Here is a 13,794-nt window from a genome sequence, read left to right as displayed (position 1 = left end):
TTTTCCACACCGGTTCGAACCAGAATGCTTGAAATCAACCTGTAGAAAAACTCCTGCATGCCCGAAGCCTTCCTCAGCCTGCCGCCATTGAATGCGCTGCGCGCCTTCGAAGCCTCGGCGCGTCATCTCAACTTCCGCATCGCGGCCGAGGAGCTGAACGTCACTCAAGGGGCGGTCGCCCAGCACATTCGCGGGTTGGAAGCCGATCTCGGCACAAAGCTGTTCGAGCGGCTGCCGCGCGGCCTGGCGCTGACCGATGAGGGCCGCGCCTATGTGCCCAACATCCGCCGCGCCTTCGACCTGATCTCCGAGGCGACGCTGCTGTTGCGTCCCGAACCGGCGCGGCTGACGGTCAGCGTGACGCCAAGCTTCGCCACCAAATGGCTGATCCCGAGGCTGCACGACTTCGTCACGCACAACCCGCTTGTCGACCTGCGCGTTCTGGCCAGCGAGAGCCTGTCGAGCTTCCAGGCCGATGGCGTCGACATCGCGGTGCGCCAGGGCCGCCCACCCTTCGGCGCCGGTCTGGTCGTCGACCTGCTGTTTCCCCAGCAGATCATCGCCGTCTGCAGCCCGGCCTTGCTGCCGGAAGATGCTGCTGAAATCGCAGCCTCCGAAATCCAGCACCATGTGCTGCTGCACGATGCCCACAATCTGTGGCCGGAATTCATGGAGAAAGCGGTCGGCTTGAAGATGACGACCGAATTGAAACGGATGCGCTTCAACCAGACGGGCCTCGCCATCGACGCCGCCGTCGCCGGCCAGGGCATTGCGCTGGCCAGCCGCTTCCTCGTCGCCGCTGATCTCGCCACGGGCCGCCTGGTTCAGCCCGTCAGCGGCGAAATGCGCGGCACGCAGGATTTTTATGTCGTGATGCCGAGAAAGCAGCGGCACCCGGAGCCGACGCAAGCGGTGCGGCAATGGCTGCTGGATGCGGGGGAACGGCCGCCGGTCTAGATCGGCAGCAGGGCGTCGGGCTTCACATTGGCGATCGAGGCGTAGGTGTGCGTTTCCCGCACCCCGGGCAGCGGCAGGATGACCCGCTGCAAAAAATCCTGGAACATCGCCATGTCGGCGATGCGCGCCTTGACCAGATAGTCGAAGCCGCCGACCACCATGTGGCATTCGATGATCTCGGGCGCCCGCAGAACCGCCTCGGCGAAGCGGTCGAAGACATGCGGCGCCGTGTGGTCGAGCCGCACCTCGATGAAGACGAGCTGCGCCTGCCCGATCCGAGCAGGATCGAGCACCGCGCGCACGGCGCGGATGAAGCCTTCGGCGAACAGCCGCTTGACGCGCTGCGTCGCCCCGGTCGGCGACAGGCCGACCCGCCGCGCCAGATCGAGCGTCGTGCGGCGGCCGTCCTCCTGCAACAAACGCAGCAGCGAGCGGTCGATACGGTCGAGATCGTCCATTTCAGGATTCACGCTTTGTGAGCCGGGCACGCGTGATAGTCACGCCAAAATAACGAAAACAGCATATTTCATCACGCTGATAGATCGCAATACCGTTGTCGTGCAACCCATAACGAAAGCGGATTCCATGACATCAGCGATATCGACCTCCCGCAGCGCCCAGGCCAAGGGTGACACGCCCGTACTCATCCTGAGCGAGGCCGAGGTGAAAACCTGCATCGACCTGCGCCAGCTTCTCGACGTGCTCGCCGGCGGCTTCAAGGCCTTGTCCGGCGGCAAGGTGGTCAATCCGGCACGGCCGCAGCTCGACATTCCGCAGGTCGGCTATTCGCTGGCGATGTCGGCATGGATGGCAGGCATGCATCTGACGGTGAAGATCGTCAACGTCTTCGAGGGCAACGTCGCCAGAGGCATCCCCAGCCACCTCGCCACCATCCATCTGTTCGATCCGCAGACCGGCATGCCGGTCTGCGTCATGGACGGCACCTACATCACCGCCGTGCGCACCTCCGGCTCCGCCGTGCTCTCGGTGCGTGAACTCGCCCGCCGCGACGCCAAGGTCGCGACGGTGGTCGGCGCCGGTGTGCAGGCCGGCCAGCATCTCAATCTTCTGCCGCTGGTGCGCGACTTCACCGAGATCCGCGTCGTCTCGAAGGAATTCGCCGATGCGCAGGCGCTTGCCGCGCAGCATCCCGGCGTCGTCGCCGTCGCCGATATCGAGGCCGCGGTGCGTTCGTCCGACGTCGTCTGCCTGGCAACGCATTCCTATGCGCCGGTGATCTCGGCCGACTGGGTGCGGCCCGGCACTCACATCTCATCGGTCGGCGTCGCCCCGCCCGGCGGCGAACTGCCGGTCGAGCTTATCGGCAGGGCCAGCCTGTTCGTCGAGACCAGGGAGGCCTTTGCCCCGACGCCGGTCGGCTCCTGCGAACTCGCTGACCTCGATCCGCAAACCGGAACCGAGCTCGGCGACATGCTGCTCGGGCGGCGGCCGGGACGGGTTAGCGCCGATCAGGTCACCGTCTACAAGGCCATGGGCGTTGCTATGGAGGACATGGTGGCGGCCGATCTCGCCTATCGCGAGGCGGTTCGGCGGGGAATGGGGCGTGTGGTTGCGATGTAGTGGGGGCTCAATTGTCGAAGCCAGCGCCGCCCGTCAATAGGATCGTCCTTCTCCCCGTTTACAGCAGGGCTATCGCATATGGATTCTTGCGAGGAAGAACCCCCACCCTAACCCTCCCCACAAGGGGGAGGGAATGCTGCCGCGTGCCTTTAATTCTTGTTGGCGCCGAAAAGACAGGCGATTCTCTTGGGTCAGCGCCAACGGAAGTCTCCCTCCCCCTTGTGGGGAGGGGTTAGGGGTGGGGGTCCGTGCCGGGCAGACATCTCAGGAATTCCATATGCGATAGCCCTGCCCTTGCGGGGAGAAGATGGCGGCAGCCAGATGAGGGGCGGCGCAGCCATCGAGAATGTTAGTCCCTACCCCTCCACCGTCTCCAGCACGCTCAGCAGCGTGCCTTCCATATCAGGCTCGTCGCCGGAGCAGACGCACAGCATCTCGGCGTCGCCCTCGCCGACCGAGAGGTAGGCATGACCCATGGTGGAATCGATGTAGACGCTGTCGCCCTGTTTCAGCCGCACCGGCGCGTACTGGTCGGTGTGCAGTTCGATCTCGCCCTTGAGCACGATCAAAAATTCCTCGCCGGCATGCCTGGTCAGCGGGCCGAATTCCTGCGGCGTGCGGGCGCGTGCATAGGCGTGGATCGGCACCATGCGCTTGCGCACCAGATCGGTGGCCAGATAGCGGTAGTCGTAGTTGCGGGTCAGCTGGCGCAGCGTGTTGGACTGCGAAGTCACCGAACGACGGGTGCGCGCGGCCGGCTGCTTGCGGTCGCCGCTGAGCAGCTCGGTGACATGGATGTTCAGCCCCTCGCAGATCTGCAGCAGCTTGTCGTAGCTCAGCGACATCTGGTCGTTCTCGACTTTGGACAGCGTCGACACCGCGACGCCGGTCAGCGTGCTGACCTCCTGCAAGGTCCAGCCATGCGTTTTCCTCAAGCCGCGCAGACAATCACCGAGGTTCGGTTGCTCCGACATCGTCAGCTCCGTTGCGCGGCCCATCGAGCCGCCAGTCCACCCTAGGTAGTCCAACTCTCTGCCGCCATCAACAACACCAACAATTTTCTTATACGCTAAATATTGACTGGATACGAAATTATTTCTACCCCTAGGGCATGCAATCCAAGTCTATCCAAAAAATCGTCGTCATCGGCGGCGGCATTGCCGGCCTTTCGCTGGCGGCTGCCGTGCAGCCCTGGGCCGAGGTCACAGTGCTCGAGCGCGAGCCGCATCTCGGCTATCACGCCAGCGGCCGCTCGGCCGCGCTGTTTTCAGAAACCTATGGCAATGCACTGGTGCGGGCGCTGTCGCTAGCCAGCCGACAGGCGATCATCGATGGCGGCTTCGCCGCCCACCGGCGCGGCGCGCTGCACGTCGGCGGTGTCGAAGACAGTGCAGCCGTCGACCGCATGGCGGCCGAGATGCAGGCACTGGTGCCGAGCGTACGGCGCCTGTCAGCAGCAGAAGTCACCGCTCTGGTGCCGGTCATCGCCACGGCAACCACTTGCGGCGGCGTGCATGAACCCGGCGCGCTCGATGTCGACACGGGAAAGATGCTTGCGGCTTCAGCCTCCGCGCTCAAGGCCGGCGGCGGCGTGATCCGCACCGGCGAGGAAGTGCTGGAGATTTCCCGCGTCGCAAACGGCTTCAGCGTCACCACCAGTGCCGGCGCCTACCAGGCCGACATCGTCGTCGACGCCGCTGGCGCCTGGGTCGATGTCGTCGCCGGGCTGGCCGGTCTCTCCGGTCTCGGCTTCCGGCCGAAGCGCCGCACCGCCTTCCTGTTCGATCCGCCCGCCGGCATGGACATCAGCGCCTGGCCGCTGGTGGTCGATTTGCATGAACAATTCTACTTCAAGCCCGATGCCGGCAGGCTGATCGGCTCGCTGGCCGACGAGACCGATTCCGAACCCTGCGACACCTATCCGGAAGACATCGACGTCGCCATCGCCGTCGACCGCATCGAACAGGCGACGTCGCTGCGCATCGGCCGTCCGTCGACGCCCTGGGCGGGCCTGCGCACCTTTTCGCCTGACCGCACGCCGGTCATCGGTTTCGACCCTCGCCTGCCCGGCTTCTTCTGGCTTGGCGGCCAGGGCGGCTACGGTTTCCAGGTGTCGCTGACGCTGGCGCGGCTGGGCTCAGTGCTGCTGCGCGGCCAGCCGCTGCCGGACGATCTCACGGCACGCGGTATCACGTCCGCCGCGCTTGCGCCCAACCGTTTCATCACCCCGGCGGCGACGCCATGAACTTCACCGGCCTGCCCTTCCCCCAACCCGTAAAGTGTCATCAGGAGCGTTTGCGATGAAATCCGTTCTGCGCGCAGTCCTTACCTCGTCCTTGCTGGCCTCGTCCGTCCTTCTTGGCGGACAGGCCTACGCCAAAACCTTGGTCTATTGCTCGGAAGCCAATCCCGAGACCTTCAACCCGGCGATCGGCACGGCGGACTCCACCATGGATGCCGCCGCCAAGACGATCTTCAACCGGCTGGTCGAGTTCAAGCCTGGCACGACCGAAGTCGGGCCGGCGCTGGCCGAAAGCTGGGAGGTCTCAGCCGAAGGCAAGATCTACACCTTCCACCTACGCCACGGCGTGAAATTCCAGTCGAACGACCACTTTACACCGTCGCGCGAGTTCAATGCCGACGACGTGCTGTACACCTTCAACCGCCAGCGCGACGCCAGCAATCCCTACCACAAGCTCGGCGGCGGCGCTTACGAGTATTTCAACGCACTGGGCATGGGCACGCTGATCGACAAGATCGACAAGGTCGACGACCACACCGTGCGCTTCACGCTGACGGCTGCCAATGTCACCTTCCTGCCCGGCATTGCGCTCGACTATCTCTCCATCCTGTCCCTGGAGCAGACCGAAAAGATGGTCGCCGCCGGCACGCCGGAACTGATCGATAGCGAGCCCGTGGGCACCGGCCCGTTCGTGCTGCAGGCCTATGTCCCCGACAGCCAGATCCGCTACGCCGCCAACAAGGATTATTGGCGCGGCGCGCCGAAGATCGACACTCTGGTCTTCGCCGTTACGCCCGAACCGACCACGCGCGTCGAGCGTCTCAAGGCCAATGAGTGCCAGGTCGCCGCCCCGCCCCCGCCAAGCGCCGTCGCCGATTTGCGCACCGATCCCGACATCACCGTGCTCGACCTCAAGGGCCAGAACATTGGCATTCTCGGCTTCAATGTCGAACATCAGCCGCTCGGCGATGTCCGCGTGCGCATGGCGCTGGCCAAGGCCGTCGACCGCAAGGCGATCGTCGACGCCGTCTATGCCGGCGCCGGCACGGTCGCCGGCAGCGTCGTGCCGCCGGCGCAGATCGGCGCCGTCACCGATGCCGGCATCGACTATGACCCGGATGGCGCGAAGGCGCTGCTGAAGGAAGCCGGCCACGAGAGCGACCTGAAAATCAGCCTGTGGGCGATGCCGGTATCGCGGCCGTACAATCCCAACGCCAAGCGCATGGCCGAGATGATCCAGGCCGACTGGGCGAAAGTCGGCGTCAAGGCCGAGATCGTCAGCTTTGAATGGGGCGAATATCTCAAGCGCACCGCGGCGGGCGAACAGGACGCCTACCTGCTCGGCGGCAGCAGCGACAATGGCGACCCCGACAACATGCTGAGCTACCTGCTGTCCTGCGACGGCGTGAAGGGCGGCTCCAACCGCTCGCGCTGGTGCGATCCGGCCTTCGAGAAGCTGCTGCAGGACGGCCGCGTCGCCGCCGATCCGAAACAGCGCGCCGAGATCTATGCCAGGGCGCAAGCGATCCTGAAGGTTGAGGTGCCGGTGGCGCCGATCGCCCATTCGGTGGTGGCGATCCCGATCCGCAAGAGCGTGCTCAACTACGTGCTCGACCCCTTCGGCCGGCAGAACTTTGCCGATGTCGATATGGCGGAGTGAAGCTTGGCGACCCTGCGCTCGGGCTCGGCCCGAGGACGCACCGACATCATCTATGAAACCAGCAATTTAGCGGCGAAAGCAGAATCCATGCGTGAAGACCTGAACGCCCTCCTCAAGACCTATCTCACCGATGGCGCGGTAGGCGCATCACTCGCATACTCCACTGGCGCCGCACCAACCACCCTGACCGCCGGCCTCGCCGACCGGGAGCATGGCATTGCCCTCTCGCCTGAACGCCTGTTCAAGATCGGCAGCTGCACCAAGACCTTCGTTGCCGCGGCCCTGGCCAAGCTCGCCCAGGACGGCAAGCTCGATCTCGGAGCGCCGATCTCCGGCTGGTTTCCTTACCTGCCGGAAGCAAAAGACATTTCGGTGCGCCAGTTGATCAACCACCGCAGCGGCCTGCCGGAGTTCGAATATTACATTCCGATGGATCCGAGCCGGCAATGGACGCCGCGGCAACTGGTCGACATCGCCTTCGCTTCCGACAAGCAGAAGGCGCCGGGCGGACCCGCCGTCTACAACAACACCGGCTATGTGCTGGCCGGCATGGTGATCGAGGCGGTGACAGGCCAGTCGCTGGGCGGCTATGTCAGAAGCGCGGTGCTGCAGCCGCTCGGCTTGGAGAATACCTGGTCGCCGGCCACCGAAGCCTTTCCGGAAAAGTCGATGGTGCGTGGCTACTACCACCGCCCCCCGCCGCCGGCGAATGCGCCCACCGACATCGCCTCCGGCGGCGAGATGTGGCGCATGGACGGCGTGCTGCGCTACTCCGACGAATTGCAGGATTCTTCCGATTCCTTCCCGTTCGGCGCCGCTTATGGCTGCGGCGACATGGTGTCGACGCCGTCCGACATGGTGAGCTTCATGCGCGGTCTCTTTTCCGGCAGAGTGCTGTCGCCGCCGTTCTTCGCCGAGATGTTCGAACACCGCGTGCCAGCGAGTTTTCCGGGCACCCGCATGCGCGAGACCGGCGCCGGCATGTTCCAGAGCGCCTACGCCAACCGCGCCTTTTACGGCCACCAGGGCAGTATCCCCGGCTACGTCGCCGTCATGCTGCATGACCCGATCTCAGAGCTGACCATCGCCATGACCAGCAATGTCGGCTCCGGCAACCGGCTGTCCTTCCAGGCCAGTGGCTTGCATCCGGTGGTGGATAAGGCGATCCAGATCATTCTGGAAAACTAGCCGCGAAAGATCGCCACGGCGGCAGCGACGATCGCCGCGTTGTCCTTCGCCACAGTTCCATCGGCGAGTGTCTTGCCGTCTTCCAGACCGACCCGTGTCGACCAGCGCTTGCGATGCGCAACCTTGACGAAGGGCCAGACAGTTGCATCGACGCCATGCAGCAGGATCGGCCGCCGTACCCCGGCGCGATCGAGCACCGTGGCGATGCCGTGTGCCTCGTCGAGTGCCACGGGCAGGTCCGGGATGTCGATCTCGATCAAGATGCGCAGCACCCGATCGTGGTCGGGAAGCGCCACGAAGCGCTCAGCGTCGGCGACGGTGGCAAGCCCGGCCTCGATGCCGACGCCACGCTGGCGCAACAGCTCCATCACGCGAGGCGCATCCACCTCCGACAGATTGACCGATGCATAGTCGGGCAGTTCCCGCCAGCCGAAGATCGCCGCACGGGTCCGCTCGACATCGTTCTCGATCCAGGCGCCCGTCGACACGCCTATAAGCGTGCCCGGACAGGCCTGACGCACCGCCAGCACGGTGGCATCGACGGCCGCGAGGCTTTCGCGCCCGTCAAGGCCGCGCGGGTGGATGTGCAGTTCGGAGGCACCCGCGGCGACGCAGGCGGCGGCATCGCCGGCCATCGCCTCGGCAGTCAGCGGCAGCGCGGGATGGAAATCGCGCGGACGCGCGCCGTTGATGCAGGCCTGGACGATCATCGGTCTCACCTTGCACAGGAAGTGACAGTCTAGTCATGCGGCGGTGAAACCGCCAATCTCCCCCCGTGTGGGGGAGATGCCCGGCAGGGCAGAGGGAGGCGTGACAGATCGCAAGCCTCTCTGATCGTCAATCTCATCAATGCAGGCTGCGAAACAGGTCGAAAATCTGATTGTTCAGGTCGGCGGGACAGCGCCCCCTCTGTCCTGCTGGACATCTCCCCCACACGGGGATCGGCAGCGCGCCTCCCCGCAACATTCGGCGGCATTTGAATAAAAGCCGCTTGTGGATATTTACCCGGCGTTCCCTCGTCTCCGGCAAGGTCTTCTAGGGCGGGATCATGGAGGGACCATTGACCAGCGATTTTTCAGCCGCCCGCATTCACCTCGAACGCGCCTATCATTATCTGCAAGGCAACGACGAGACGAGTCGCACGGCCTGTGAAGCGCTCGATCTGTTGATCGAAGCGGTGACGGAAGCGCAGCACAGGCGACCCGAGGCTGGAGTGCTGGAGTTTCCGCAATCGACGGCGCGCCGAACCGGATAGAATGCGGCGAGTTTCAGGTCAGTTCGGCTTGGCCTGAAACTCGCCGCACCTGGATCACGATGCCTTGCGGGCCGTCGCTCCCTTGGTCGCACGCGCGACAATTCGTTCCAGCGGCTCTGGCCGGTGCAGCAAAAATCCCTGGCCGAAGGCGACGCCCATGTCGCTCAACATGGCCAGCGTGTCCTGCTGTTCGATCTTCTCGCCGACCACGTCACAGCCGAGGCTGCGGGCGATGCTGGTGATGGCCAGCACGATCTCGCGGTCGAAACGGCTTTGCGTGATGTGCTCGATGAAGGAACCGTCGATCTTGATCGTGTCGACGGGGAACCGCCGGAGATATTCGAACGAGCTCATACCAGCGCCGAAATCATCGAGGCTGACCCGGCAGCGCCGCTCGCGCGCCTTGCGCACAAACTGTTCGGCGGCGTCGAAATTGGTGACGGCGGCGGTTTCGGTGATCTCGAAGCCGATGCCCGAATGCGGCGCCCCGGTTTCTTCTATGACGTTGTCCACGAAGTCCCAAAGCTGCGGGTCGCTCAGCGTCTGCGCCGACAGATTGAAGCCAAGCGTCAACGCCCCCGAACGCAAGGCGGCACCATGCCGCGACAGCGCGGTGCGGATGATCCAGCGGTCGAGCCGCGACGCGATGCCGAACCGCTCGGCCACCGGAATGAACTCGCCGGGTGGCACCAGCCGGCCGTTGCGGGCGGCGAGCCTGGCCAACACTTCGACATGGCGGCTTTCCAGCCAGGGACGGCCCAGCCGATGGATTTCCTGGCCAAACAGCTTCAGCCTCCCGTCTTCCATGGCATCGACCGTATCGGCGACGACGCGCGCCGCGTTGAGGCCACCCGAACCCGATGCCGTATCGGTGGAGAAGAAGGCAAATCGGTTTCGCCCGGCGGCCTTGGCCGCGTAGCAGGCGTCGTCGGCGCAGGCCAGCGCGTCGGCCACCGTCGTGTTTGCATCATCGACGAAAGCGATGCCGATCGAGGCCGCCAGCTTGCGCGACGTGGCCGTCGATCCTAGTTCGGCATCGCGAACCGCGGCAAGTACCGCGTCGGCCAGCCGCCCGGCCTGCGCCGTATCGCAATTGGGCATCAGCAGCGCGAACTCGTCACCGCCCAGGCGCGCGGCATGCGCCGTCGGGGGAAGGCAGCCCAGAATGCCTTGGGCAACGCTTTTCAGTGCCAGGTCGCCGGCCGCGTGGCCGGCAAAATCATTGAGCGCCTTGAAGTAGTCGAGATCGACATAGAACACGGAGAGCGGCAGCCGCTGCGCGGCCGCGATGTGATCGGCCAGCAGCCGGTCGAACGCGGCACGGTTCCAGAGACCGGTGAGCGCATCGTGGCGGGCCGCATAGGCAAGCTCCTGCTCACGCTGCTTGTCTTCGGTGATGTCGCGCACCGTGCCCAGGATCTGCCCCGCCAACCGGCGGTCCGGGATCTGCGGGTCGGCGATGAAACGCAGCAGGGATTCTATGTGCCGGACCTCTCCGTCGCGCCGGACGATGCGGTATTGCACGGCGGTGACCTTGTCCGTTTCGAGCGGCACCAGATGTGCGCGCGACGCGGCCTCCTTGTCGTCCGGATGCAGATAGCCGAACCAGTGGTCGCGCTCGACTTCGGCGATGTCGGAGACAAGCCCGAAAATCTCCCTGGTGCGTTCGTCCCAATAGCTTTTGCCGGTGGCGAGGTCGTGGTGCCAGATGCCGGTGCCGCTGGCGGCGAGCGCCAGGCGGAAGCGCACATTGACCTGCTCGAGTTCGGCTTCGGCGGCCTTCTGCTTGGAGATGTCGGTCTGCACACCCATCAGCCTGAGCGGCTTTCCCATCGCGTCGCGCTCGACGACGCCGCCGCGATCGAGCACCCACACCCAGTGTCCCTGCTTGTGCTTCAGCCGCAATTCGGTCTCGATGGCGTCGGTCAGGCCGGCAATGTGGCGGTCGCCGCTGGCCAGCGCCCGCTCGCGGTCGTCAGGATGGGTCAGTTGCAGCCACAGGTCGCTGGTGTCGGCAAGTTCGCTCTCATCGTAGCCCAGCATCCGCGCCCAGGTCGCGGAATAGAAGCAGTCGCCGGTTACAAGATCCCAGTCCCAAACGCCGAGATGGGCGCGCTCCAGGGCCTTGGCCCAGAACGTTCCATTGCGACTTTTCTTGCCCTGACGCGCCATCGTCTGCTTCGCCTGCTCCACCGCGGGGCAATCTGCGGCAAAACCAGAGAAGAAACAGTTACCGCGGCGATGGCGGGCTGCTTTGTTGGCTCCCCGCCTGCCGCCTCTGCTCTTCGATTGGCCGGCAAGAACCGGAGTTTCGCGTCGGCCGGATGTTCCTAGTCATGGCTCCAGGTCATCGGCCAATCCGATGATCCCGGGATCATCGGCGGCGCCGATGATCGCGTTGCAGAGACAAAGAGGACGGCGCAACGCTTTCGTAAACAGACTCTTTGCCAACAAGCATCTATCGGTCTAATATTTAGCGATCTATTTGCCCACAAGTGTAACCTGATGGTAATATATCGCCTGCGAAATAACCCAGTTATTTTTTCTGGACAACTGGCGGGATGTCCTTCGATGAGTGAGCACACAGGTCAGCACGGCAACAATCGCCGCCCAGCTGCCATCCTTGACCTCGACATCGCGACAACCAGGAGCTGCTGGTTGCCTTGTGTCTGACCTATGCCGTGACCGCTGTTTGCCTGCAGCCGGACCGCTACCTGCATCTGGCGCAATCCTATGCCAAGCCGTTCGCCTTTTTCCTGCCCGCGCTTCTGGCGGCGGGCCTTGGTGTGGCGGGGCTGGCATTTGCCCGGCATGCGCCGACGAGGTTCATCCTCGGCGTACTCAGGCACCGCTGGCTTGCAGCCGCACCCGTCATCTTCTTGTTCTTTCTCGGCGTCACCGCATTCACCACCTTGAAGGTCGCCATCCCGGACATGGTGCCGTTCTACGCCGACCGCTCCCTGGCGGACCTCGATCTTCGGCTGCATGGCGCCGATCCCTGGACATGGGCGCACAGCATCGTTTCCGAACCGGTGTCGGTCGCCATTTTTGCCGGCTATGGATATGGCTGGCTTCTGCAATGGTTCGGCGCCGTGCTCTTCGTCGCCTTCTGGAACAATCCGGTCGGGCGTTTGCGCTACCTATGGGCATTCGCGCTGACCACGATGCTGTGCGGCACCGTTCTTGCGACCCTGCTGTCGTCCGCCGGCCCGATATTCCACGACCAAATCTACGGCGGCGACCGGTTTGTCGCGCTACAGGCCGCCCTGGCGCAGAAGGGCTACGGCGCGTCGGTCCATCTGTACGCCGATTATCTGTTTACAGCCTACCAGAGTGGCCGCCCGGAACTCGGCGGCGGCATCTCGGCCATGCCCAGCATGCATGTTGCGATCGCCACGCTCAACGCATTCTTCCTGGCCCAATTCGGCCGCGGGTGGGCAATCGCCGGCTGGTCCTTCGCGGCCTTCATCCTGTTCGGTTCGGTTTACACCGGCTGGCACTATGCCGTGGATGGCTATCTCTCGATTCTCGTGGTGTCCCTGCTCTGGTACGTGACGGGACGCTTCGTCTTGCCGCAAGCGAGCCGGGATACCGCCGAGGTGGGATTGGCGATCCCGGATCAAGCGGCATAAAGACCGTACCTGCCTGACGCCGCGAGGAGCGCCAGCGGCACGCACCTCCCCGGCTTTTCCTCGCCGAAAGCGGCCGCTGGGCCGGAGCTGCCAACTGTCACGGAGGGCGACCAGGCGGCATTGACGCCGCCTGGCTTCATTGCTTACTGGCTCGGCGCCATCGTGTGTTCGCATGACACTTTCGGGTTCATGTCGGCGAAAGTGCCGGTCGGGTTGCCCTTCCAGGCCCAGACATGCAGTTCGTAGAATTCGCCCAGGCCATAGCGGTTGGGCGCGCTGTTGAAATTGAACAGCTGTCCGTCCAGCGACGCCGGCCCCTTCGAGGTGATGTATTCGACCGCCACCAGTTGCAGCGTGCCGTCGGCCATCGGCTCGTACATCACGGCCTCAGGCCGGGCGATATCGATCTTGTCGTCCTTCAGATATCCGCCGTTGACATAGTGGATGCCCATGGCGCCGCCGGTGATGCCGCTGGCGCAGGGAATGGGCGCATAGCCCTCTGATGTAGCGGCCTTGACGTCGAGAAACCGGCTGTTGGCAGCCCGCACCTTGTCAGCCAGCGGATTGGGGACGGACGCAAGCGCGGCCGCTTCCTGATGCGCCTGTGCGAAGCTGGTGCAGACGGCCAGCATGGCCCCGGCCATGACAAGTCTGCAGCGAAAATTTGGCCTGTTGAGAAAGTTCGATATCATCTTCATTCCATTCTTCTTGAAAAAGCACAGCTGGCCGGCCGCCGAAAATACGGAGGCCCGGCAGGCAAGCGCTGTGACTGTTGTTGCTTGGAGATCCCGAAAACGATGCCAGGAATGGTCATCCCTTCGGCAGGTAGGGGATCGTTCCGGCCAGATCGGTGTTGTCGATCATCTGGAAACGGCTGTCGCTGCCGCCCTGACGGGCCGAAACGAAGGGCGCATAGGCCGGATCGTTGGTGAAGGCGCGGGCCGCCGCTTCCGAGGGGAACGCCATCAGGGCGATCAGCGTGGTGTCGAGCGGCTTGCCTTCGAGCGTTTTCACATTGCCGCTGCGCGACAGATATCTGCCGCCATGCTTGTGGACGAGGTCATGCACCGATGCTGCGTAGGCCGGCACCCATTGCGGGTCGTTTATCTTGATGTCTGCGATAACGTATGCGGTCATGGATAGTCTCCTGGTTGCGGCGCAAGGGGTGTCCCGTGCACCGGCCAAAGGGCTCGCATGACAGGGCCCTCGCCAACCAGTCCGCGATCTGTACTGGGGTAGTACAGTTTCCGTACTGGCCGGCTCATTCATGAAGGCCTAA

At 64.2% G+C, this 13,794-nt stretch carries 13 protein-coding genes; 7 read left to right on the top strand and 6 right to left on the bottom strand.

The genetic code is table 11. The annotated features are described in order from the left end of the window. Nucleotides 1-57: 57 nt before the first annotated feature. Nucleotides 58-957: a transcriptional regulator GcvA gene (gene gcvA, locus NKH06_RS04170; RefSeq protein WP_352892329.1), complete on the top strand. Its 900-nt coding sequence runs from the start codon at nt 58-60 to the stop codon at nt 955-957. On the opposite strand, the gene NKH06_RS04165 is transcribed toward gcvA, so the two are convergent. Beyond that, the gene (locus NKH06_RS04165) at nt 954-1,415 is read right to left on the bottom strand and encodes an Lrp/AsnC ligand binding domain-containing protein (RefSeq protein WP_023813853.1); all 462 of its coding nucleotides are present in this window, start codon (nt 1,413-1,415) and stop codon (nt 954-956) included. The genes gcvA and NKH06_RS04165 overlap by 4 nt on opposite strands. Nucleotides 1,416-1,542: 127 nt before the next feature. Here NKH06_RS04165 and NKH06_RS04160 point away from each other — a divergent pair, with 127 nt between their 5' ends. After that, a complete protein-coding gene (locus tag NKH06_RS04160) occupies nt 1,543-2,538 on the top strand; it encodes an ornithine cyclodeaminase family protein (protein WP_023813854.1) in 996 nt (331 codons plus the stop codon). A 356-nt stretch (nt 2,539-2,894) separates the two neighbouring features. On the opposite strand, the gene NKH06_RS04155 is transcribed toward NKH06_RS04160, so the two are convergent. Continuing rightward, nucleotides 2,895-3,512, bottom strand: coding sequence for a helix-turn-helix domain-containing protein (locus tag NKH06_RS04155; protein ID WP_128306018.1), 618 nt, complete (start codon nt 3,510-3,512; stop codon nt 2,895-2,897). 137 nt (nt 3,513-3,649) lie between these two features. Here NKH06_RS04155 and NKH06_RS04150 point away from each other — a divergent pair, with 137 nt between their 5' ends. The 3 genes from NKH06_RS04150 to NKH06_RS04140 are packed head-to-tail and all read left to right on the top strand — an operon-like array spanning nt 3,650 to nt 7,628. Beyond that, nucleotides 3,650-4,783 carry an NAD(P)/FAD-dependent oxidoreductase gene (locus NKH06_RS04150; RefSeq protein ID WP_128306019.1) on the top strand — a complete coding sequence of 378 codons (1,134 nt, stop codon included), beginning with the start codon at nt 3,650-3,652 and terminating at the stop codon, nt 4,781-4,783. A gap of 55 nt (nt 4,784-4,838) precedes the next feature. Next, entirely contained in the window at nt 4,839-6,440 is a 1,602-nt protein-coding gene (locus NKH06_RS04145; protein WP_352892327.1) for an ABC transporter substrate-binding protein, read from the top strand. A gap of 3 nt (nt 6,441-6,443) precedes the next feature. Beyond that, on the top strand, nt 6,444-7,628 hold the full coding sequence (locus NKH06_RS04140) for a serine hydrolase domain-containing protein (RefSeq protein WP_352892325.1): 1,185 nt from the start codon (nt 6,444-6,446) through the stop codon (nt 7,626-7,628). Here NKH06_RS04140 and NKH06_RS04135 read toward each other — a convergent pair. After that, on the bottom strand, nt 7,625-8,338 hold the full coding sequence (locus tag NKH06_RS04135; protein ID WP_352892324.1) for a 3-keto-5-aminohexanoate cleavage protein: 714 nt from the start codon (nt 8,336-8,338) through the stop codon (nt 7,625-7,627). The genes NKH06_RS04140 and NKH06_RS04135 overlap by 4 nt on opposite strands. Nucleotides 8,339-8,688: 350 nt before the next feature. Here NKH06_RS04135 and NKH06_RS04130 point away from each other — a divergent pair, with 350 nt between their 5' ends. Then, nucleotides 8,689-8,883 carry a hypothetical protein gene (locus tag NKH06_RS04130; protein WP_023813860.1) on the top strand — a complete coding sequence of 65 codons (195 nt, stop codon included), beginning with the start codon at nt 8,689-8,691 and terminating at the stop codon, nt 8,881-8,883. A 54-nt stretch (nt 8,884-8,937) separates the two neighbouring features. On the opposite strand, the gene NKH06_RS04125 is transcribed toward NKH06_RS04130, so the two are convergent. Next, a complete protein-coding gene (locus tag NKH06_RS04125) occupies nt 8,938-11,055 on the bottom strand; it encodes an EAL domain-containing protein (protein WP_352892321.1) in 2,118 nt (705 codons plus the stop codon). A 491-nt stretch (nt 11,056-11,546) separates the two neighbouring features. On the opposite strand from NKH06_RS04125, the gene NKH06_RS04120 reads away from it, so the two are divergent. Continuing rightward, a complete protein-coding gene (locus NKH06_RS04120) occupies nt 11,547-12,515 on the top strand; it encodes a phosphatase PAP2 family protein (RefSeq protein WP_352892319.1) in 969 nt (322 codons plus the stop codon). A 143-nt stretch (nt 12,516-12,658) separates the two neighbouring features. Here NKH06_RS04120 and NKH06_RS04115 read toward each other — a convergent pair whose 3' ends face one another. Beyond that, complete coding sequence (locus tag NKH06_RS04115) at nt 12,659-13,159, bottom strand: hypothetical protein (protein WP_128306024.1); 501 nt, start codon at nt 13,157-13,159, stop codon at nt 12,659-12,661. Between the two features lie 166 nt (nt 13,160-13,325). After that, a complete protein-coding gene (locus tag NKH06_RS04110) occupies nt 13,326-13,652 on the bottom strand; it encodes a DUF1330 domain-containing protein (protein WP_023813864.1) in 327 nt (108 codons plus the stop codon). Nucleotides 13,653-13,794: the final 142 nt, after the last annotated feature.

It is taken from the genome of Mesorhizobium sp. M1342 (genome assembly GCF_040317955.1).
Classification (GTDB): Bacteria; Pseudomonadota; Alphaproteobacteria; order Rhizobiales; family Rhizobiaceae; genus Mesorhizobium.
Note: the sequence above shows the minus strand (reverse complement) of the source record. Positions and strands in the feature narration are given on the sequence as shown.

Coding starts and splice junctions, on each gene's coding strand:
- gcvA (WP_352892329.1), top strand. CDS start 58: ATGCCCGAAGCCTTCCTCAGCCTGCCGCCATTGAATGCGCTGCGCGCC.
- NKH06_RS04165 (WP_023813853.1), bottom strand. CDS start 1,415: ATGGACGATCTCGACCGTATCGACCGCTCGCTGCTGCGTTTGTTGCAG.
- NKH06_RS04160 (WP_023813854.1), top strand. CDS start 1,543: ATGACATCAGCGATATCGACCTCCCGCAGCGCCCAGGCCAAGGGTGAC.
- NKH06_RS04155 (WP_128306018.1), bottom strand. CDS start 3,512: ATGTCGGAGCAACCGAACCTCGGTGATTGTCTGCGCGGCTTGAGGAAA.
- NKH06_RS04150 (WP_128306019.1), top strand. CDS start 3,650: ATGCAATCCAAGTCTATCCAAAAAATCGTCGTCATCGGCGGCGGCATT.
- NKH06_RS04145 (WP_352892327.1), top strand. CDS start 4,839: ATGAAATCCGTTCTGCGCGCAGTCCTTACCTCGTCCTTGCTGGCCTCG.
- NKH06_RS04135 (WP_352892324.1), bottom strand. CDS start 8,338: ATGATCGTCCAGGCCTGCATCAACGGCGCGCGTCCGCGCGATTTCCAT.
- NKH06_RS04125 (WP_352892321.1), bottom strand. CDS start 11,055: ATGGCGCGTCAGGGCAAGAAAAGTCGCAATGGAACGTTCTGGGCCAAG.
- NKH06_RS04115 (WP_128306024.1), bottom strand. CDS start 13,159: ATGGCCGGGGCCATGCTGGCCGTCTGCACCAGCTTCGCACAGGCGCAT.
- NKH06_RS04110 (WP_023813864.1), bottom strand. CDS start 13,652: ATGACCGCATACGTTATCGCAGACATCAAGATAAACGACCCGCAATGG.